The sequence below is a fragment of the Mycobacterium sp. genome (assembly GCF_019247615.1).
Lineage (GTDB): Bacteria > Actinomycetota > Actinomycetes > Mycobacteriales > Mycobacteriaceae > Mycobacterium.
The window spans coordinates 1-19,403 of the sequence record NZ_JAFBAT010000290.1; the positions used below are offsets into that span (position 1 = coordinate 1).

The 19,403-nt window shown below is 67.7% G+C and carries 20 protein-coding genes, 1 tRNA gene and 1 other RNA gene; 11 read left to right on the forward strand and 11 right to left on the reverse strand.

The features are described from left to right. A partial coding sequence (gene leuA / locus JO059_RS20270) for a 2-isopropylmalate synthase (protein ID WP_293322014.1) occupies window positions 1-1,448 on the forward strand: 1,448 nt, incomplete at its 5' end. Between the two features lie 99 nt (window positions 1,449-1,547). Here leuA and JO059_RS20275 read toward each other — a convergent pair. Next, complete coding sequence (locus JO059_RS20275; protein WP_293322017.1) at window positions 1,548-2,540, reverse strand: DEDDh family exonuclease; 993 nt, start codon at window positions 2,538-2,540, stop codon at window positions 1,548-1,550. 145 nt (window positions 2,541-2,685) lie between these two features. On the opposite strand from JO059_RS20275, the gene JO059_RS20280 reads away from it, so the two are divergent. The 3 genes from JO059_RS20280 to JO059_RS20290 all read left to right on the forward strand — a co-directional run bounded on the left by JO059_RS20280 (window position 2,686) and on the right by JO059_RS20290 (window position 5,347). Next, window positions 2,686-3,936 (forward strand): Mur ligase family protein, encoded by a 1,251-nt coding sequence (locus tag JO059_RS20280; protein WP_293322019.1) that lies wholly within the window; start codon window positions 2,686-2,688, stop codon window positions 3,934-3,936. Then, window positions 3,929-4,636, forward strand: coding sequence for a type 1 glutamine amidotransferase (locus tag JO059_RS20285; protein ID WP_293322021.1), 708 nt, complete (start codon window positions 3,929-3,931; stop codon window positions 4,634-4,636). The genes JO059_RS20280 and JO059_RS20285 overlap by 8 nt, the downstream gene beginning before the upstream one ends. Before the next feature lie 66 nt (window positions 4,637-4,702). After that, window positions 4,703-5,347 carry a C39 family peptidase gene (locus tag JO059_RS20290; protein ID WP_293322023.1) on the forward strand — a complete coding sequence of 215 codons (645 nt, stop codon included), beginning with the start codon at window positions 4,703-4,705 and terminating at the stop codon, window positions 5,345-5,347. A gap of 91 nt (window positions 5,348-5,438) precedes the next feature. Here the strand turns inward: JO059_RS20290 and recR are convergent, their stop codons facing one another. Both recR and JO059_RS20300 read right to left on the reverse strand, forming a co-directional pair. Next, the gene (gene recR, locus JO059_RS20295) at window positions 5,439-6,050 is read right to left on the reverse strand and encodes a recombination mediator RecR (protein ID WP_293322025.1); all 612 of its coding nucleotides are present in this window, start codon (window positions 6,048-6,050) and stop codon (window positions 5,439-5,441) included. Between the two features lie 13 nt (window positions 6,051-6,063). Then, on the reverse strand, window positions 6,064-6,420 hold the full coding sequence (locus tag JO059_RS20300; RefSeq protein WP_293322027.1) for a YbaB/EbfC family nucleoid-associated protein: 357 nt from the start codon (window positions 6,418-6,420) through the stop codon (window positions 6,064-6,066). A gap of 98 nt (window positions 6,421-6,518) precedes the next feature. Between JO059_RS20300 and JO059_RS20305 the strand changes: the two genes are divergently transcribed. Then, entirely contained in the window at window positions 6,519-7,292 is a 774-nt protein-coding gene (locus JO059_RS20305) for an Rv3717 family N-acetylmuramoyl-L-alanine amidase (RefSeq protein WP_293322029.1), read from the forward strand. A 5-nt stretch (window positions 7,293-7,297) separates the two neighbouring features. Here the strand turns inward: JO059_RS20305 and JO059_RS20310 are convergent, their stop codons facing one another. After that, window positions 7,298-7,735 carry an SRPBCC family protein gene (locus JO059_RS20310; RefSeq protein WP_293322031.1) on the reverse strand — a complete coding sequence of 146 codons (438 nt, stop codon included), beginning with the start codon at window positions 7,733-7,735 and terminating at the stop codon, window positions 7,298-7,300. Window positions 7,736-7,871: 136 nt separating this feature from the next. Here JO059_RS20310 and JO059_RS20315 point away from each other — a divergent pair, with 136 nt between their 5' ends. Both JO059_RS20315 and JO059_RS20320 read left to right on the forward strand, forming a co-directional pair. Then, window positions 7,872-9,206, forward strand: a complete 1,335-nt coding sequence (locus JO059_RS20315; protein ID WP_293322033.1) for an FAD-binding oxidoreductase — start codon at window positions 7,872-7,874, stop codon at window positions 9,204-9,206. After that, entirely contained in the window at window positions 9,203-10,525 is a 1,323-nt protein-coding gene (locus JO059_RS20320; protein WP_293322035.1) for a class I SAM-dependent methyltransferase, read from the forward strand. Before JO059_RS20315 ends, JO059_RS20320 begins: the two co-directional genes overlap by 4 nt. A gap of 7 nt (window positions 10,526-10,532) precedes the next feature. Here the strand turns inward: JO059_RS20320 and JO059_RS20325 are convergent, their stop codons facing one another. The 5 genes from JO059_RS20325 to JO059_RS20345 form a co-directional block, all read right to left on the reverse strand. Further along, a complete protein-coding gene (locus tag JO059_RS20325; RefSeq protein ID WP_293322037.1) occupies window positions 10,533-12,320 on the reverse strand; it encodes a DNA polymerase III subunits gamma/tau in 1,788 nt (595 codons plus the stop codon). A 90-nt stretch (window positions 12,321-12,410) separates the two neighbouring features. Beyond that, the gene (locus tag JO059_RS20330; RefSeq protein ID WP_293322039.1) at window positions 12,411-13,706 is read right to left on the reverse strand and encodes an aminotransferase class I/II-fold pyridoxal phosphate-dependent enzyme; all 1,296 of its coding nucleotides are present in this window, start codon (window positions 13,704-13,706) and stop codon (window positions 12,411-12,413) included. A gap of 52 nt (window positions 13,707-13,758) precedes the next feature. Continuing rightward, an RNA gene (gene ffs, locus JO059_RS20335) (signal recognition particle sRNA small type) lies at window positions 13,759-13,855 on the reverse strand. Between the two features lie 122 nt (window positions 13,856-13,977). Next, window positions 13,978-14,226 (reverse strand): Txe/YoeB family addiction module toxin, encoded by a 249-nt coding sequence (locus JO059_RS20340; protein WP_293322042.1) that lies wholly within the window; start codon window positions 14,224-14,226, stop codon window positions 13,978-13,980. 4 nt (window positions 14,227-14,230) lie between these two features. After that, window positions 14,231-14,482 (reverse strand): type II toxin-antitoxin system prevent-host-death family antitoxin, encoded by a 252-nt coding sequence (locus JO059_RS20345; RefSeq protein ID WP_293322045.1) that lies wholly within the window; start codon window positions 14,480-14,482, stop codon window positions 14,231-14,233. Between the two features lie 305 nt (window positions 14,483-14,787). On the opposite strand from JO059_RS20345, the gene JO059_RS20350 reads away from it, so the two are divergent. Next, window positions 14,788-14,876 (forward strand) — tRNA-Ser (locus JO059_RS20350). Window positions 14,877-14,978: 102 nt separating this feature from the next. Further along, window positions 14,979-15,821, forward strand: a complete 843-nt coding sequence (locus tag JO059_RS20355) for a hypothetical protein (protein ID WP_293322048.1) — start codon at window positions 14,979-14,981, stop codon at window positions 15,819-15,821. 7 nt (window positions 15,822-15,828) lie between these two features. On the opposite strand, the gene JO059_RS20360 is transcribed toward JO059_RS20355, so the two are convergent. Next, window positions 15,829-16,581, reverse strand: a complete 753-nt coding sequence (locus JO059_RS20360) for an enoyl-CoA hydratase/isomerase family protein (protein ID WP_293322051.1) — start codon at window positions 16,579-16,581, stop codon at window positions 15,829-15,831. Continuing rightward, window positions 16,578-16,952 (reverse strand): hypothetical protein, encoded by a 375-nt coding sequence (locus JO059_RS20365; RefSeq protein ID WP_293322053.1) that lies wholly within the window; start codon window positions 16,950-16,952, stop codon window positions 16,578-16,580. The genes JO059_RS20360 and JO059_RS20365 overlap by 4 nt, the downstream gene beginning before the upstream one ends. Window positions 16,953-17,099: 147 nt before the next feature. On the opposite strand from JO059_RS20365, the gene JO059_RS20370 reads away from it, so the two are divergent. Together JO059_RS20370 and JO059_RS20375 are read left to right on the forward strand one after the other, a co-directional pair. Continuing rightward, a complete protein-coding gene (locus JO059_RS20370; protein WP_293322055.1) occupies window positions 17,100-17,597 on the forward strand; it encodes a lipoprotein LpqH in 498 nt (165 codons plus the stop codon). A 94-nt stretch (window positions 17,598-17,691) separates the two neighbouring features. Continuing rightward, complete coding sequence (locus tag JO059_RS20375; RefSeq protein ID WP_293322057.1) at window positions 17,692-19,377, forward strand: hypothetical protein; 1,686 nt, start codon at window positions 17,692-17,694, stop codon at window positions 19,375-19,377. Window positions 19,378-19,403 lie beyond the last annotated feature (26 nt).

Below are 19,403 nucleotides of genomic sequence, written 5' to 3' on the forward strand. Positions count from 1 at the left end.
TTCGCGAAATCATCACCGCCGGCGCGATTCCCGATGACGTCACCATCCAGGTGCTGACCCAGTGCCGCCCGGAACTGATCGAGCGCACCTTCGAGGCGTGCGACGGCGCGCCCAAGGCAATCGTGCACTTCTACAATTCGACGTCGATCCTGCAGCGCCGCGTGGTGTTTCGCGCCGACCGGGCCGCGGTGCAGGTGATCGCGACCGATGGCGCCCGCAAGTGCGTCGAGGAGGCCGCCAAATATCCCGGCACGCAGTGGCGGTTCGAGTATTCGCCGGAGTCGTACACGGGCACGGAGTTGGAGTACGCCAAGCAGGTGTGCGATGCCGTCGGCGAGATCATCGCCCCGACACCGGACAATCCGATCATCTTCAATTTGCCCGCCACCGTGGAGATGACCACCCCCAACGTCTACGCCGACTCCATCGAGTGGATGAGCCGCAACCTGGCCAACCGGGAGTCCGTCATCCTGAGCCTGCATCCGCACAACGACCGCGGAACCGCCGTCGCCGCAGCCGAATTGGGTTATCAGGCGGGCGCCGACCGGATCGAGGGCTGCCTGTTCGGCAACGGGGAACGCACCGGCAACGTCTGCCTGGTGACGCTGGGGCTGAACCTGTTCTCCCGCGGCGTCGACCCGCAGATCGACTTCTCGAACATTGACGAGATCCGCCGCACGGTCGAGTACTGCAACCAGCTGCCGGTGCACGAGCGTCACCCCTACGGCGGCGACCTGGTCTACACCGCGTTCTCCGGCAGCCATCAGGACGCGATCAACAAGGGCCTGGACCAGATGAAAATCGACGCGGACAACGCCGACTCCGACGTCGACGACATTCTGTGGCAGGTGCCGTATCTGCCGATCGACCCCAAGGACGTCGGGCGCACTTACGAGGCGGTGATCCGGGTCAACTCGCAGTCCGGCAAGGGCGGGGTGGCCTACATCATGAAGGCCGATCACGGCCTGGCCCTGCCGCGACGGCTGCAGATCGAGTTTTCCCAAGTGATCCAAAAGATCGCGGAGGGCACAGCGGGCGAGGGCGGTGAGGTCTCGCCGAAGGAGATGTGGGACGCGTTCTTCGAGGAGTACATCGCCCCCGTGCGGCCGCTGGAGCGCATCAAGCAGCATGTCGATGCCTCCGACGAAGACGGCGGCACGACCAAAATCGCCGCGACCGTCAAGATCAACGGCGAGGAGACGGAGATCCGCGGCGCCGGGAACGGTCCGCTGGCCGCGTTCGTCCACGCGTTGGGCACCGTCGGCTTCGAGATTGCGGTCCTCGACTACTCCGAGCACGCGATGAGCGCCGGCGACGACGCCCAGGCGGCGGCGTATGTCGAGGCTTCGATCGGGGGCCGCACAGTGTGGGGCGTCGGCATCGCGCCGTCGATCACCACGGCGTCGTTGCGTGCCGTGGTGTCGGCGGTCAACCGGGCGTCACGTTAGGCCTCGAGGAACGCACTTAACAGTCGGGCGATTACCTCGGCGGGTCGTCGGCTCCCGCCGGGCCGTCGGTGTGAGGCGTGAGGCCCGCCGCCTCGACGCTCAGAACAGCGCGAGCTGCGGGTCGACGGCGGTGGCGTCGGCGAACTCCTCCATGCTGGTCCCGCGCACGACAGCGGTCACCGACTGCATGAACTCCGCGTCGGAGACCACCGGCACCCCCAACTGCCGGGCGTGATAGCCCTTCCCCTGCTCGGGCGCCGCATCGTTGCAGACCACCAGCGACGTCTCGCCGTCTACGGCGTCGCTGTAAGCCAGGCCGGCGTACAGGATCCGCTCCACGAGTTCCTCGTGGGTGCGTGCCACCTCGGCTGCCAACGCCACCCGCATGCCCTGCACCAGCGGCCTCCCCCGAACGTACGGGCCCGGGTTGAGATATCGGCAAGGCATTCGCGAAGCCAGCACCTTCAACGGCCGCAGCTCGTCATGGGTCACCCGCCCGTTCGGCCACCGGCGGCGGGTCACCGGATGCACCGGCAACCAGATGCCGCGTTCGCGCGCCCGCTCGAGCGCCGACGCCAGCACACCGGTCAGCACCAAAGCGTCGTCGAAGGCGTCGTGCGGCCGTTCTTGGATCACGCCCCAATGCGCGGCGAGGGTCTCCAGTCGCAGGTTGTCGACGCCGAGGTCCAGCCGCCGGGCCAGCTCGACCGTGCACATAACGCTGTCGACGGGAAGTTCGGCGTCGGCGAGTTCGGCCTCCGCGGCGAGGAATGCGTAGTCGAACGCGACATTGTGGGCCACCAGCGTGCGGCCGCGCAGCACCGCCGTCAGGTCGTCGACGATGTCGACAAACTGCGGCTGGTCCTCGAGCATCCCCGTGGTCAGGCCGTGGACGTGGGTGGGACCGGGGTCCACCCCGGGGTTGAGCAGGCTGACGACGGACTGCTCCACCTGGCCGGCGGCGTCGAGGCCGAGCGCGGCAACGCTGATGATCCGCGCCTGGCCCGGCCGGAAGCCGGAGGTTTCGACGTCGATGACGGCCCAACCGCCATCCGGCTCGGTGGCCGGCCGCCCCCAGGACACCCGGTTCATGAACGACAGGATGGCACGGCCAACCGACATCGCCCGTTCGCTCGGCATCGTGTCGGCAACTTCAGTGTCGGCAACTTAACTCGATGAGGGCGACCCGCGGCGCCCGGCGCAAGCGCCGCGCTTGCGATCGCCCTAAACTGCGCGGGTGGTAACCGCCCGTGCACGCCTGGCCCTCGCCGCGGGAGCGAGCGCCCGGTGGGCTTCGCGGGTCAGCGGGCGCGGGGCCGGCGCCATGATCGGCGGGCTGGTCGCGATGACCCTGGACCGCTCGGTGCTGCGTCAGCTCGCTGCGGGACGGCGCACCGTCCTGGTCACCGGCACCAACGGCAAGTCGACGACCACCCGGATGACCGCGGCCGCACTGGGCACTTTGGGCCCCGAGGGGTTTGTGGCGACCAACGCCGAGGGCGCCAATATGGACGCCGGCCTGGTGGCTGCGCTGGCGGTCAACCGCAACGCCGGGCTGGCCGCCCTGGAAGTCGACGAGATGCACGTGCCGCACGTTGCCGATGCCGTCGAGCCTGGGGTGATCGTATTGCTCAACCTGTCGCGCGACCAGCTGGACCGCGTCGGCGAGATCAACGTGATAGAACGCACGCTGCGGACCGGCCTCGCCCGGCACCCCGAGGCGGTGATCGTCGCAAACTGCGATGACGTGCTGATGACCTCCGCGGCTTACGACAGCCCGAACGTGGTGTGGGTGGCGGCGGGCGGCTCGTGGTCGAACGACTCGGTCAGCTGTCCGCGCAGCGGCGAGGTCATCGTCCGGGAGCACGGCCATTGGTATTCCACGGGCGCCGAGTTCAAGCGGCCCAGCCCGCAGTGGTGGTTCGACGACGAGACCCTCTACGGGCCCGACGGGCTGGTCCTGCCCATGCGGTTGGCCCTGCCGGGCGCGGTGAACCGGGGAAACGCGGCCCAAGCCGTCGCCGCCGCGGTCGCCCTGGGCGCCGACCCCACCTTGGCGGTCACGGCGGTATGCACCGTCGACGAGGTCGCGGGACGCTATCGCACCGTCCGCATCGGCGAGCACGAGGTTCGGGTCCTGCTGGCCAAGAATCCGGCCGGCTGGCAGGAAGCGCTGTCGATGGTCGACAAGCACGCGGCGGGTGTGGTGATCGCCGTCAACGGTCAGGTGCCCGACGGCGAGGACCTGTCCTGGCTGTGGGACGTGCGATTCGAGCATTTCGAGGAGACCGTGAGACAAACACCCGTGGTAGCCGCCGGGGAACGCGGCACCGATCTTGCGGTGCGTCTCGGATATGCGGGCGTCCCGCACACCCTGGTGCACGACACGTTGGCCGCCATCGCGTCGTGCCCACCCGGGCGCGTAGAGGTCGTCGCCAACTACACCGCGTTCCTTCAGCTGCAACGCAGGCTGGCGCGGCATGGCTGATTCAGTTGTGCGGGTGGGCCTGGTGCTGCCCGACGTGATGGGCACCTACGGCGACGGCGGCAACGCCCTGGTGCTGCGCCAACGGCTGCGCATGCGTGGCATCGCCGCCGAGATCCTGGAGGTCACCCTGGACGATCCGGTGCCCGAGTCGTTGGACCTTTACACGCTGGGCGGTGCCGAGGACTACGCGCAGCGGCTGGCCACCAGGCACCTGCTCAGGTATCCCGGTCTGCAGCGCGCGGCGGAACGGGGCGCGCCGGTGCTGGCAATCTGTGCGGCCGTCCAAGTGCTCGGGCACTGGTATGAGACGTCGGCGGGGGAACGGGTCGACGGCGTCGGCATGCTGGACGCGACCACGTCACCGCAACCGGAGCGCACCATCGGCGAGCTGGTCAGCAATCCGTTGCCGCCGGGCTTGAGCCAACCGCTCACCGGCTTCGAGAACCACCGCGGCGGCACCGTCTTGGGCCCGGCCGCCTCACCGCTGGGCACGGTCGTCAAGGGCGCGGGCAACCGAGCGGGTGACGGATTCGACGGCGCCCTGCAGGGCAGCGTGGTCGCGACCTACATGCACGGACCGTGCCTTGCCCGCAACCCCGAACTGGCCGACATGCTGCTGAGCAAGGTGGTGGGTGAGCTGCCGCCGCTGGCGTTGCCTGAGGTGGACCTGTTGCGCCGCGAGCGGTTGGCGGCCCGCTGAGCCGATCTACCTGCACGCCAAGGATTCTTCAAGGATCCTTTGAGGGCGATCACCAATCCTGCTCCCATGAACATCGGCTCACGCACCAGGCTCGTCGCGGCGGTGCGCACCATAGGGTTCGCGGCCGTGCTGGGCGCGGCGACCGGCTCGGTGGTGGGATTCGCCGCGGCCGCCCACGCTGCCGGCGACGGGATGCACGGCGACCCCGCCGCCGCCGCGCCCTTCTGGCGCTACCAGCAAGAGGATTACGACTGCGGGGAAATGGCGGTGGCCGATGTGATCGGCCAGATCACGGGACACCAGCCCAGCGAGGCCGAGATCACCGCCACGGCCGGAAACGTCCCGAGCGTGAGCCACCCCGGGCCGATCTACCGCCCGTCGAAGAAGACCAAGAACTCAGACCTGCCGGTACTGCTGGGTCACTACGGCGTCCAGGCCAACGCGGTGCACACCAACCTCGATGCGCTCGAACGGGATCTCGATCAGGGGCGCAAGGTGATCGTCGGGCTCAACGACAGGACCATCTGGAACAAACCCGGCGACCGCAGCGAGGAGAACCACTTCGTGGTCGTCACCGGCATCGACACCAGGGCCGGCGTGGTGCACCTCAACGACAGCGGCATCAGGAACGGTCGCGACGAGCAGGTCCCCGTCGCCACCTTCCAAGCGGCGTGGGGCACCAGCGACAACTTCGCCGTGGTGACCGGGTAAGCCCCGACCGGCGCGCTCGCGAAACGTGCGTCAGGGTCATGCCCGGCGGCGTGTCGTCTCCGGGGGTGTCAGTGTCGCGGGCCGAGCACCGTCAGACCATGGCGCGGCGCCCGGTGAGCGCACGGCCCAACGTCAGCTCGTCGGCGAACTCCAAGTCGCCGCCCATCGGCAGACCCGAGGCAATCCGGGTCACGGTCAGGCCCGGGATGTCGCGCAGCATCCGAACCAGATAGGTCGCCGTCGCCTCACCCTCGGTGTTGGGGTCGGTGGCAATGATGACCTCGGTGATGTCGACGTCGTCGACGCGCTCACCGATGCGGGTCAGCAGCTCACGGATTCGCAGCTGATCGGGTCCGATACCGGACAGCGGGTCAAGCGCACCGCCCAGCACGTGGTAGCGGCCGCGGAATTCGCGGGTGCGCTCGACAGCCTGAATGTCCTTGGGCTCCTCGACGACGCACACCTGCGAGCCGTCCCGGCGGGGATCGGCGCAGATGCGGCACCGCTCGTCGTCCGACACGTTGCCGCACACCGCGCAGAACCGCACGCCGTCGCGGACCTTCCCCAGGACGGCGGTCAGTCGGTCGATCTCCGGAGGTTCGACCGACAACAGGTGAAACGCGATGCGCTGGGCGCTCTTAGGGCCGATGCCCGGCAGCTTGCCGAGCTCGTCGATCAGGTCCTGAACGGGTCCCTCAAACATGCCGGTACTGCGTCTAGATCCCCGGCATTTGGGTGGGCGGGGGCGCCTGCGGCTGGGCCGCAGGGCCACCCATGCCGCCGGCCAGCGCGCCCAGCCGCTCCTGCGCCATTTTGGTGACCTGCGCGGAAGCGTCGCGCATGGCGCCGACGATCAGGTCCTGCAGGGTGTCGATGTCCCCGGGGTCGACGACCTTGGGGTCCAGCTGCACCGCGACCACCTCGCCGCTGCCTTTGGCGACGACCTTGACCAAACCTCCGCCGGCCTGGCCGTGCACCTCGGCGTTCGCGAGCTGTCGTTGGGCTTCCAGTAGCTTTTGCTGCATCTGCTGCGCCTGGGCGAGCAGCGCCGACATGTCCCCTCCGGGTTGCATGACAATCCCCTCGCATCTTGGTATCGAGTTGGTTTCGCTTGTGGACGTCGGGCGATTCGAGAAACCCAGCCTAGACCGCGCGAGATTACCTTTGCGCCGTGGATCAACTTGTGAGCAGGCGTGTCGGCATCAGGATGGTGGTCAGCCTACTGATTGCTGTTTCGGCAGTGGTCATTCCGATGGCGACCCAGACCGCCCTGGGAGCCCCTTCCAACATCGCGGGCATGGTCGTCTTCATCGACCCAGGCCACAACGGATCCAATGACGCCTCGATCACCCGTCAGGTGCCCACCGGTCGCGGCGGCACGAAGGACTGCCAGACCTCTGGAACGGCGACCAACAGCGGCTATATGGAGCACACCTTCACCTGGGACACAGCGCTGCGGGTGCGCGCCGCGTTGAACGCGCTCGGCGTCCGGACCGCCATGTCACGTGACAACGACACGGGCCTGGGGCCGTGCGTCGACGCGCGCGTCAACACGGCCAACTCGTTGCGCCCCAACGCGATTCTGAGCATCCACGCCGACGGCGGCCCGCCATCCGGCCGCGGGTTCCACGTCAACTACTCGGCCCCGCCGCTCAACCAGGTGCAGGCCGGACCGTCGGTGCAGTACGCCCGGATCATGCATGATCAGTTGCAGGCCTCGGGCATCCCGCCCAGTAACTACATCGGCCAGGACGGCCTGTACGGTCGCTCCGACCTCACGGGCCTGAATCTGGCGCAATATCCGGCGGTCCTGGTCGAATGCGGCAACATGAAGAATCCCGCCGATTCGGCACTGCTGGAATCGCCCGAGGGCCGGCAGAAGTACGCCGACGCGATGACCCGCGGTGTCGCCGCCTTCCTGGCCACCCAGAGCCAGGCGCGCTGAGCGCGCTACCCTTCCAGTTCCTTCTTCAGATTGGCCAGGACTTCGGCCTGAATCCGCTTGAGCCCCAAGGGCGCAAAGGTCTTTTCGAAGAAACCCTTGATTCCGCCCGCGCCGTTCCAGGTGGTCTTCATCGTGACGCTGGACCCCCGTCCGGCAGGAGCCACCGTCCAGTTGGTGACCATGGACGAGTTCGCGTCCTTCTCGATGACGGTGTGGCCGGCCACATCAACGTCGACCCGCACGTCGCGAACCCGTGACTTGGTGGCCTGCAGCTTCCATCTGGCGACCGTGCCCGGCCCCTGCCCGCCCTGCAGCACCTCGTAGTCGCTGTACTGCGGCGACAGGATCTTCGGGCGCACTTTCTGATAATCCGCCACCGCCGCGAGCGTGGCCGTGGGCTCCACGTTGATCAAGATCGTGCTGGCTGCGCTCACCTGTCCCAAGGCCGACCCCTCTCTCGATATCTGCGTGCCGCCCGCCCGTACGCGGGTGCACGGGCTGTTGTCGAAGACTAGGGTATATGTGGTGCCTGTCCCTGGATCCGCACTCTCGGAGCACGCAGCGGGCGTTGATCGGTTGATGGCGAGTTATCGATCCATCCCGGCGACGTCCGCCGTCCGGCTCTCCAAGCCCACGTCAAACCTGTTCCGCGCCCGCGCCAAACGCGATGCCCGCGGGCTGGATACCTCGGGGCTGACCGGCGTCCTGGGCGTCGATGCCGAAGCGCGCACCGCCGACGTGGCCGGCATGTGCACCTATGACGACCTGGTCGCCGCGACCTTGCCCTATGGTTTGTCGCCGCTCGTGGTTCCCCAGCTGAAGACCATCACCCTCGGCGGTGCGGTCAGCGGTCTGGGTATCGAGTCGGCGTCGTTTCGCAACGGGCTGCCCCACGAATCTGTGCTCGAGATGGACATCCTCACCGGCGCTGGCGAATTGCTCACCGCATCGCGCAGCCAGCATGCCGACCTTTTTCGCGCCTTTCCGAATTCCTATGGCACCCTTGGGTATTCGACCAGGATTCGGATCGAGCTGGAGCCCGTCGCGCCCTTTGTGGCGCTGCGCCACATACGGTTCCGGTCGCTGCCCGAGCTGGTCGCGGCCATGGAACGCATCATCGATACCGGCGGGCAGGGCGGCACCCCGGTGGACTATTTGGACGGCGTGGTTTTCCGTGCCGACGAGAGCTACCTGTGCGTCGGCAGGCGGACCACCACTCCGGGACCGGTCAGCGACTACACCGGGAAGAACATCTACTACCGCTCGATCCGGCACGACTCCGCCGGCGTGGAGCCCGCCAAAGACGACCGGTTGACAATCCACGACTACTTCTGGCGCTGGGACACCGACTGGTTCTGGTGCTCGCGCGCGTTCGGCGTGCAGAACCCGCGGGTGCGGCGCTTCTGGCCGCGCCGCTACCGGCGCAGCAGCTTCTATTGGAAGCTGGTCGCACTCGACCAGCGCCTCGGCATCGCCGACCGGATCGAGAAGCGTCGGGGACGACCGCCGCGTGAGCGGGTGGTGCAGGACGTGGAGGTGCCCGTCGAGCGGACCTGCGAGTTCTTGGAGTGGTTCCTGGCGAACGTGCCCATCACACCGATCTGGCTGTGCCCGCTGCGGCTGCGCGATCGCGATGGCTGGCCGCTGTACCCCATGCGACCCGACCACACCTACGTCAACATCGGCTTCTGGTCCTCGGTGCCGGCCGCTCCCACCGAGGGCATGACCAACCGGATGATCGAGACAAAGGTCAGCGAGCTCGACGGACACAAGTCGCTCTACTCCGACTCCTTCTACACCCGCGACGAGTTCGACGAACTGTACGGCGGCGAGGCCTACAACACCGTCAAGAAGACCTACGATCCCGATTCTCGTCTCCTGGACCTCTATGCGAAGGCGGTGCAACGGCGATGACAACCACGAGAGAGGCCAGAGACCGGGCGGCGCCCCCGCCCGGGGGCAGGCTGAGCATGGCGGAGATCCTGGAGATCTTCGCCGCCACCGGGCGCCATCCGCTGAAGTTCACCGCCTACGACGGCAGCACCGCGGGCAATGCGAACGCCGCACTAGGCCTGGACTTGCGAACACCCCGCGGCGCCACTTACCTGGCCACCGCACCGGGCGAACTCGGTCTTGCCCGGGCGTACGTGTCCGGTGACCTCGATACCTACGGCGTGCACCCGGGAGATCCCTACGAACTGCTCAAGACGCTGACCGACAGGGTGCAATTCAAGCGACCGTCGCCCTTGGTGCTGGCCAACGTCGTCCGGTCCCTCGGTGTCGAACGTCTGTTGCCCGTCGCGCCGCCGCCGCAGGAGACGCCGCCGCGCTGGCGGCGGATCGCGGCCGGCGTGATGCACAGCAAGGCGCGTGACGCTGAGGCGATCCACCACCACTACGACGTCTCCAATACCTTCTACGAGTGGGTGCTCGGTCCGTCGATGACGTACACCTGCGCGGTGTATCCGCATGCCGACGCGACGCTGGAAGAAGCCCAGGAGAACAAGTACCGGCTGATCTTCGACAAGCTGCGTTTACGCCCCGGCGACCGGCTGCTCGACGTCGGCTGCGGCTGGGGAGGCATGGTGCGCTACGCGGCGCGACGCGGTGTTCGGGCGATCGGCGCCACCCTCTCGGCCGAGCAGGCGCAATGGGCGCAGCGGGCGATCCACGATGAGGGCCTGACCGAACTCGCCGAGGTGCGGCACTCCGACTACCGCGACGTCGGCGAGGGGGACTTCGACGCGGTCTCGTCCATCGGGTTGACCGAGCACATCGGCGTCAAGAACTACCCCTCGTACTTCGGTTTTCTGAAGTCGAAGCTGCGCACCGGCGGTCTGCTGCTCAATCACTGCATCACCCGGCACGACAACAGGTCGACGTCCTTCGCGGGCGGCTTCACCGATCGCTACGTTTTCCCGGACGGGGAGCTGACCGGCTCGGGACGCATCGTCACCGAAATCCAGGACGTCGGTTTCGAGGTGCTGCACGAAGAGAACTTCCGCCACCACTACGCGCTGACGCTGCGTGACTGGTGCCGCAACCTGGTCGACCACTGGGACGACGCCGTCGCCGAGGTCGGCCTCCCGACCGCCAAGGTCTGGGGTCTGTATATGGCGGCCTCGCGGGTGGCCTTCGAGCAGAACAACCTTCAGTTGCATCACGTGCTGGCCGGCAACGTCGACGAGCGCGGCGACGACAGCCTGCCGCTGAGGCCCTGGTGGCAACCCTGAAACGAGCCTAGCCGCCGTCTATGCGGCGCGCGCCAAGCTCGTTCTGCAGCAATTCAAGGGCGACTTCTTCGGGGTCGCGGCGCGGCTCCGAGCGCTCGCCGCGGCCCGCTTCGGCGAGCAGGTGTTCCTCTTCGTCCTGCCGAGCGGAATCCGCATTCGCAGGCTCCTTCGCCGGCGGTCCGTGTCTGACCGGCGATGGCGCGGCCGCGGGTTCCGGTGCGCCGGTCTCGCACCGCACCCGCCAGTCCACTCCGAGCGCGTCTTTGAGCGCCTCGGCGATGACCTCGGCGTTGCGCTGTTCGGAGAGCCGTTTGGCCAGCGGCGCGGACGCGTGAGTCAGCACCAGGGTGTTGTCCTCGACCGCGCGGACGGTGGCGCCCGCCAGCATCACCTCGGTGGTGCGGCTGCGTCGGCGCACCTTGTCGCGGACCGTCGGCCACATGGTTCGTACCGCGGTCGCGTTGAGTTCACCCGCAGCGGCGGGCGCATCGGCAGTCGGCGCGGCGGGCGCTTCGGCAGCCGGCGCGGGCGCTTCTGCAGCCGGCGTGGGCGCTTTGGCAGCCGGCGCGGGCGCAGGGTTCGGCTTCGGCTTCGCGGCGGGCCGCGGCGGGGGCGCCGCAGTCTCGGACGCGGGAATCGACATGTCCAGCCGGGTCTCGATCCGCTCGACCCGCTGCAGCAACGCCGATTCGGCATCGCTGGCCGAGGGCAGCAGCAGTCGCGCGCAGACCACCTCGAGCAACAGCCGCGGCGCCGTCGCACCGCGCATCTCGCCGAGCCCCGCCTGCACCACTTCGGCGTACCGGGTCAGGGTCGCCGGGCCGATGCGGGCGGCTTGGTCGCGCATCCGGTCCAGCACGTCCTCGGGGGCGTCCACCACGCCGCGGCCGGCCGCGTCCGGAACCGCTTGCAGCACAATGAGATCGCGGAACCGCTCCAGCAGGTCGGTGGCAAACCGTCGCGGGTCGTGGCCGGCGTCGATCACCGATTCGACCGCACCGAACAGCGCGGCGGCGTCCCCGGCGGCAAGAGCGTCGACGGCGTCGTCGATCAGCGCCATGTCGGTGGCGCCCAGCAAGCCCAGCGCCCGCCGGTAGGTCAGGTGAGCGTCCTTTGCCCCGGCCACTAACTGATCCAGTACCGATAGCGTGTCCCGCGGCGAGCCGCCGCCGGCCCGGATCACCAGTGGATACACCGCATCGTCGACGACAACGCCCTCTTGCGCACAGATCCGCTCGATCAGGGCCCGCATGGTGCGCGGCGGCAGCAGCCGAAATGGGTAGTGGTGCGTGCGCGACCGGATCGTCGGCAGTACCTTCTCCGGTTCGGTGGTCGCGAAGATGAAGATGAGATGTTCGGGCGGTTCTTCCACGATCTTGAGCAGCGCATTGAAGCCGGCCGTGGTCACCATGTGCGCTTCGTCGACGATGAACACCCGATAGCGGGAATGCGCCGGGGCGTAGAAAGCGCGGTCCCGCAGCTCGCGGGTGTCGTCCACGCCGCCGTGGCTCGCGGCGTCGAGCTCTACCACGTCGATGCTGCCGGGCGCGTTGGGGGCCAGCGCGATGCAAGATTCGCAGACTCCGCAGGGGTTGGCCGTCGGTCCCTGAGCGCAGTTCAATGACCGGGCCAAGATGCGCGCCGACGAGGTCTTTCCGCAGCCGCGGGGCCCGGAGAACAGGTATGCGTGGTTGATCCGGCCCGCCTCCAGGGCGATGGACAGCGGTTCGGTGACGTGCTCCTGACCCACCACCTCGGCGAAGGTCGCCGGTCGGTACTTCCGGTAGAGAGCCACGGTCAGCAGGCTACCGGCGCCGTCCGACCAAAGCCCGCCAGCCGTCGAACGTGAACTGCGGGCGGGATTTCGGCGGCGATTTCTTCGCCCTCAGCTCACGCTCGAAGCGGCGGACACCAGCAACCGCTCCGAGGCCGCCAACAGCGCGCAGGTCGCGAGCCCGTCGACCGCATCCCGCAGATCGGGCAGCGATGGGAAGGTGGGCGCGATTCGGATGTTCTTGTCGTCCGGGTCTCTTCGGTAGGGGAACGACGCGCCGGCCTCGGTGACCGCGATGCCGGCGTCTTTGGCCAGCGCGACGGTCCGGCGCGCGGTGCCCGGCATCACGTCGAGGCTGATGAAGTAGCCGCCCTTGGGCTCGGTCCAGGAGGCGATCTTGGAGTCGCTCAGCCGCTGGTCCAGGATTTCGGCCGCCAGCGCGAACTTGGGCGCCAGTATCTGCTGGTGGCGCAGCATGTGCAGGCGTACCCCGTCGGCGTCGCCGAAAAAGCGCAAATGCCGCAGCTGGTTGACCTTGTCCGGGCCGATCGATTTCTTCGCCGCGTACTGCAGGTACCAGGCGATGTTGCCGAGCGAACCGCCCAGGAAGCTGACACCGGCGCCGGCGAAAGTGATCTTCGAGGTGGACGCGAAGACGTGCGGCCGGTTCGGGTTGCCGGCCGCGGCGGCCAGCCCGAGCATGTCGACTTGGCGGACGAAGTCGTGCGTCAGGGTGTGCACCGCGTACGCGTTGTCCCAGAACAGCCGGAAGTCGGGTGCTGCCGTCCGCATCTGGACGAGCCGGCGAGCCGTTTCCCAGGAGTAGGTGATCCCGGTTGGGTTGCTGAACACCGGCACCGCCCACATCCCTTTGATCGCGGGGTCGACGGCCACCAGTTCTTCGATGAGGTCGATGTCGGGACCGTCCTGAAGCATCGGGATCGGGATCATCTCGATGCCCATGGTCTCGGTCAGGTTGTGATGCCGGTCGTATCCGGGGACGGGGCAGAGGAACTTGACGCTCGGTTCGTCCTTCCAGGGCCGAGGCGAGTCCACCCCGCCGTGCAGCATCGAAAAGGTGACATGGTCGTGCATCAGCTCCAGGCTGGAGTTGTTCCCGGCGATCAGGTTCTGCACCGGGATGCCGAGCAGCTCCCCGAAGATGGCCCGCAGCTCGGGCAGACCGTGCTGGCCGAGGTAGTTGCGGGTGTCGGTGCCCTCGGCGTCGCGGTAATCGTCCTCTCCGGGCAGACGCAGTAACCGGTTGGACAGGTCGAGCTGCTCCGCCGACGGTTTGCCACGGGTCAGATTCAGGGCAAGCTTTTTGGCCTGCAACTCCGCATAATCCTGCTGGTTGCGTGCGTGCACCGCGGCCAGCTCTTCGGGGCTGAGGGAATCGAAAGACACCACGGGCCCTTTCGCTGTCGGACGCCGGGGGACAGGGTCATGCACGGCCCCGACATGGGGGACCCCGCGCACCCGACAGAGCCCATTGACCCTTGCTGCCTTCCGGCCCTGGGGGAGTTCACAGGATAGACGCCGCGCGGGGTCCAGGGCGAGTCTAATACCTGGCCCTGGGCAAGCAGCGGCGGCCGCGGGGCGTCGCGGCCATTGAGCCCACCTGACTGTTATGCGGGGCGTCGTGAAGGCCGCGCAGCGAGATCATCCCGGAGCCAAGCTAGGTGTAATGCAGTCGGCATTGCGCGATCCGGACGGAGCCGTCCGCAACCTTGTAGACCAAGCGGTGTTCCGCGGTGATTCGACGCGACCAGTAGCCGTGCAGCCCGTGTTTGAGCGGTTCGGGTTTTCCGATTCCTTCGTTGCCGTGGCGCTGGATGTCAGCGATCAGTTGGTTGATGCGTCGTAGGACTTTGCGGTCTTGCTGCTGCCAGTACAGGTAGTCGTCCCAGGCCGATTCGTCCCACATCAGTTCACTCGACGAGGTCCCGGACGACCCCGCCACCGGATTCGAGCCGCTCGATCGAGGCAAGCAGACGCCGCGCATTCACCGGGTTAGACAGAAGGTGCGCGGTCTCTTTGAGCGATCGATAGTCGTCGAGTGCGATCAGGACCACGGGCTCCTTGCCCGAACGGGTGATCACGATTTCTTCGCGGTCCTCGAGGACCGAGTCGATCGCGGCGGCGAAATTCGCGCGGGTCGAGGAGTAGGTCATTGTCTTCACGGAAAACTCCCCTCAGCAAAACCGTCCTCACCACCATCACCGTCGGGTCCTTTCCGATCGGGGCGGCGGTAGCCCCATAGGCTGGCCGAGTCGACACCGCCGGTTTGGCGAAACCGTATTGACCCCAGTGACGCGGTGCCTGTCGGTCTGGCCGTCGGCGCACGTCAACATCGTGGGCACGGTCGGGTAGTGGTTGCGAAGGCACGACGCGCGTCGCAACGGTTTATCGTGCCGCCGATCCTGTGCGAATCGGCGTCGCGGTTCCGCCGTCAGGCGCGTCGATCTCAGCCGCTACCATGGGCCACGGAGGATTCGCCTAGTGGCCTATGGCGCTCGCCTGGAACGCGGGTTGGGTTAACAGCCCTCGCGGGTTCAAATCCCGCATCCTCCGCCACCGGTCGTACTCGGCTGAGACGCGGCCGAACACCGACTTGTTTGGAATCGGTTCAAGCGGCCTTTATCCTGGCGTGGGCTTGGCACCGGCATGAGGAGGCGTATGGGGCGCAAGGTCGCCATACCGTGGCACGCGTCGTTTTCGATCGCTGCCGGCGTCCTCTACTTCTTTTTCGTGTTGCCCCGTTGGCCTGAGCTGATGGGCGAGACCACGCATTCGCTGGGGACCGCGCTCCGGATAGTGGCGGGTGCGCTCTTGGCCCTGGCCGCCCTGCCCGTGGTGTTCACCCTGTTGCGCACCCGCAAGCCTGAGCTCCGAACCCCGCAGCTGGCCCTGTCCCTGAGGGTCTGGTCGATCGTCGCGCATGTGTTGGCGGGCGTGCTGATCATCGGCACCGCGATCAGCGAGATTTGGCTCAGCCTGGATTCCGCTGGTCAATGGTTGTTCGGGAGTTACGGCGCCGCTGCGGCAATCGGGTTGCTGGGCATCTTCGCGTTCTACCTGTCGTTTGTTGCGGAGTTGCCGCCGCCACGGCCGAAACCGATCAAGACGAAGAAGCCCAAGACGCGACGCCTGCGGCGCAAGAAGGGCGGCGACGAAGCGGACGAAGTCGCCACAGAAGCCGACACAAAGGCCGACGCAGAGACCGTAGCGGCCGAGGCAGAGACCGAAGAGGCAGAGACTGCACCGGCCGACGTAGAGGCCGACGTAGAGGCCGAAGCCGCCGAGGCCGAGGTAGAAACCGCAGAGACCGAAACGACGGCACCGCCGGAGGAGCCCGCCGAGATCACCGCGGAACCGGTGGCAGAGGTGGAACCGGCCGCAGAGGATACCCAAGAAGCGGCCACCTCCCGCGCCCGCTTACAGAACCGCCGCCCGACCGGCAAGGGTTCGCATCGACTGCGACGCCGGCGCCCCGAGGGCGGCGTCGCCCTCGACGAATAGATCGCGCTCAGCGCCGCCCCAAGCGCTCGACGTGCGCGGCGAGGCGTCGCATCGTCTCCTCCGCGGCCCACAGCCCGCGAACCTCGCTATCGATGAGACCGCCCTCGCGAATCCGCGCCAGCGTGGGGCCACGCAGCTGGGCTTTCGTGTGGCGATACGCGTCCACCGGGATACCGCCGAGGTCGGTCGCCTCCGCCAGAGCCGCCTCGACAAGGTCGTCGTCGACCACGCGGTGGGCGAGTCCGTTCGCGACGGCCTCCTCACCCCGGTAGAGCCGACCGCCGAGCAACACCTCCTCGGCACGGCTTCCGCACGCGTAGCGCATCACCTCGAGCGCCGCCGTCGGAAATGGCACTCCGACCCGGACCTCGGACGCTCCGATCTGGGCCTCGGGGCCGATCAGCCGCCTGTCGCAGGCGCAGGCCAGCACGCATCCGCCCGCGATGGCGGCACCGTTGATGGCGGCCACCGTCGGCCCCGGATAACAGAACACCGCCTCGAACGCCTCGGACAGCGCGGGAATCAGCCGGTCGATGTACTCCGCACCGCCTTCGACCACCCGCTTGAGGTCGACGCCGGCGCTGAATGCGCGGCCGGCGCCGGTGAGGACGAGCGCGCCGGCGCCCGAGTGCCGCAACTCGCCGAGCGTGCCCGTCAACTCCTCGAGCAGTCCGACATCCTGGGCGTTGACGCGCCCCGACGACAGGGTCAGCAGCCGCACCGCCACCGGCGCCCCTTCGAAGACCTTGATATCGATCACGGTGAAACGATAACCACCGGGATGTCTGTGTTCTCGTCCGTGTGATAGCTCGCGCACACCCGGTGGTAACCGTCGGCGATCTGCAGCGGGACGCCGGTCGTGAAGTCGCCGCGCACCAGCAGGATGGGCGACAGCGGTTGGCCCTTCTTGATTTTGGAAAGGTCGGCCGCGACATGGGGATTGTCCGGGGGCAACAGGCCCAGCTGCGCGGCGCGCAGGATGTCTTTGGCCTTCTTGTAGGAGACGATCCCGCCCTTCAGCTTTTCCGCAAGTTCATTCGCGGTACCCGCTGGGGTGAGCAGGGCGAGATAGTCGGCCGCTGCCGGAAAGTCATGCGCCTCAGGCTTTTCCAGCCATTTCACCTTCGCCATCGCGGCTCTCCCTTCGTTGGCCGTGTCGAGGCAGCGTACCCCCTCTTCGCGCACCCGCGGCGAAATTGGGATCGGTAGCGGCACCGTACGTCTGTACTTGCGCCCATGGCGACGCCAATGGGGCGAAGCACGAAGGAAGGAAATTCAGTGAAACGTCTCCTCGCGGCTGCGATTGGAACTCTCGGCTGTGCTACGGCTTCAGTGGCTCTGGTTGCCTGCTCGAGCGGCGGCCACACCGCCGCCCCGGCGTCGAGCTCGGCGCCCAGCGTCAGCCAGGGGGCCGCCCCCGCCCAGGTCAAGGTGGGCGGCACCGACCTGGCGGGCCTGAACCCGGCCTCGGTGACCTGCGTCAGGACGGGCGGCAAGATCGACATCGGCAGCGGGACACGGGCGGCCGGTGCCCAGCAGGCGCTCGCCGTGGTGATGACCGACGAGGCCACTCCGAAGGTCGAGTCGTTGGCGCTTTTCGTCGACGGCAACGCGCTGACGGTCAGCAACGCCATGGGCGCCAAGGTCGGCTCGGCCAACGTGGCGGTCGACGGCAAGACCTACACCATCACCGGCCAGGCGCAGGGCGCGGACATGAAGAACCCGATGGCCGGAATGATCACCAAGGACTTCAACATCAAGGTGACTTGCGGTTAGCCGGTCGAACCCCGGGCGGCGGACGTGCTTTCACTCACACGTCCGCCGTTCCCGGCGCTCGCCACACCGGCGACGGCGGACTTATGATGCAGCCGTGTCGATCCCTGGCGAACTCGAGCGCGCCCGTCGGTTGGCCTTCGCCGCCGACGAAACGCAGGCCCGGGATCTGCTGCTGTCCCTGGTGCCGCAGATCGAGCGGGAGGACCGCGACGATCTCATGCTCGAAGTCTTTGCGCAACTCGGAGAGATCTACCTCGCGCGCGGCGTGAATGACGGAGTGCAGGAATGTATCCGGCGTATCCGCGAGGTGACCCGCCGACTGGCGGAAGGCGATACCGACTCCGCCCGGACGGCCCGCCGCTATTCGCGACGGGCCCAGTTTCTGCAGACCAGCTCAGCCGCTGCGCAGGGGGATCACGAGGGGGCCCGGGCGGCGCTAGCCGTGCTGAGCGACGCGGACGACGCATTTCCCGATCTGGCCGACGAGCACGCCCGCCTGATCACCCACGCGCGGGTCCTGTGCGCGGCGGCGCTCTGCGACGACGACCTGCATGTACGCTCAGCCCCGTTGTGGCAGCAGGTGCTTGACGACGTTGACCGCCTGCGCGATGGCGGCGAGGCCGCCGACCATCTTGTGGTGGACGCCGCGACGGCGTACGGCCGATTCTGCGTGGAGACCGGCCGATTGGCCGAAGCCGAGCCCTGGTTGCGTCGCGCCGGGGCCACGGCGCTCTCCCGTGGATGGGAATTAGCTAATGCCAGAACACAATTGGAGCGCGCGGCGGCGACCTGGCTAATACGCGACCACGCGACCACCGACCAGCTGGTGTCCGAGGCTTACCCTGTCATCGCTCGGTACGCCCGGGCGCACGATGTCGCCCGGTGCTGGCTGTACATGGGACTCACCAAGCTGGCGGCGGGCGAGCTGAAATCCGCTGACGAATGCCTGGAGCATGCCGAGCGGCACTGGCGGGAACTCGGCAAGCCTTTGCATTTGCACCGTATCTTGCTGCAGCGCAGTTGGATTGCCATCTTCTGGAGCCGCTTTGCCGACGCGGTGGAGCTGATCGCCCAGGCCCGGCAACTGCTCGACTCATCGCCGCGCAGCAGTTGGCTGCAGTACGCCCAGCTCGACAGTCATCTGGGAACCGTGTGGCGCGCGGATGCCTTGGCCGACCTGGGGATGGATAGTTCGGGCGATCCCGATGAAACGCTGGAGGAGACCGAGGCCCGGCAAGCCAAGGGACTCGGCATCCTCCTCGGTGAGGTCGGCACCCCGGAATACTGGCGTGCGATGACGAAACTCGAGCAGGCCGCCGAGCTCAAGGTGCCGGCCGCGCTTGCGGTCGACTCGGTGCGGTACTCGATCGCAGACGCCGACGCGCGGGCCCGGTGGGCCGCCAGTATTTCGGCGCCCATCCTGGCCGGCGCCTTCGCCGTGGCGTGGGAATGGGAGAATACCGGGCTGATCAGCGAACTGGTTGAATACCACAGCGCGCGAGGCACTTTCGATACCGATCCGCAGAAGCCGAATTTGGGCGAATGGGCGTCGTCGGCCACCCCCACCGTGGTCATCGACACCGAGAACGAACTGGCGCTGGCCGCGGCCGGCCCGCCCACGGCGAGCGCGGGCCGTTCGCTGACGCGGCTGGGTCCGTTGCCGCCGCTGCAGATGCAGCCCGGCAGCGCGCCGATCATGAGTCACTATCGCGCACTGGCTTTCCAGCGCTACGGCCGCGAAGTCACCGCCGCCGAGCCGGCCTGGTCGACCTGGCCGTGAGCGATTCGGACCGGCTGACCCTGGTT

Bases quoted from the DNA above. Each gene is read 5' to 3' on its own strand.
- JO059_RS20275 (WP_293322017.1), bottom strand. From the start codon at position 2,540: ATGAACCGGGTGTCCTGGGGGCGGCCGGCCACCGAGCCGGATGGCGGT.
- JO059_RS20285 (WP_293322021.1), top strand. From the start codon at position 3,929: ATGGCTGATTCAGTTGTGCGGGTGGGCCTGGTGCTGCCCGACGTGATG.
- JO059_RS20290 (WP_293322023.1), top strand. From the start codon at position 4,703: ATGAACATCGGCTCACGCACCAGGCTCGTCGCGGCGGTGCGCACCATA.
- recR (WP_293322025.1), bottom strand. From the start codon at position 6,050: ATGTTTGAGGGACCCGTTCAGGACCTGATCGACGAGCTCGGCAAGCTG.
- JO059_RS20300 (WP_293322027.1), bottom strand. From the start codon at position 6,420: ATGCAACCCGGAGGGGACATGTCGGCGCTGCTCGCCCAGGCGCAGCAG.
- JO059_RS20315 (WP_293322033.1), top strand. From the start codon at position 7,872: ATGGCGAGTTATCGATCCATCCCGGCGACGTCCGCCGTCCGGCTCTCC.
- JO059_RS20320 (WP_293322035.1), top strand. From the start codon at position 9,203: ATGACAACCACGAGAGAGGCCAGAGACCGGGCGGCGCCCCCGCCCGGG.
- JO059_RS20340 (WP_293322042.1), bottom strand. From the start codon at position 14,226: ATGTGGGACGAATCGGCCTGGGACGACTACCTGTACTGGCAGCAGCAA.
- JO059_RS20355 (WP_293322048.1), top strand. From the start codon at position 14,979: ATGGGGCGCAAGGTCGCCATACCGTGGCACGCGTCGTTTTCGATCGCT.
- JO059_RS20365 (WP_293322053.1), bottom strand. From the start codon at position 16,952: ATGGCGAAGGTGAAATGGCTGGAAAAGCCTGAGGCGCATGACTTTCCG.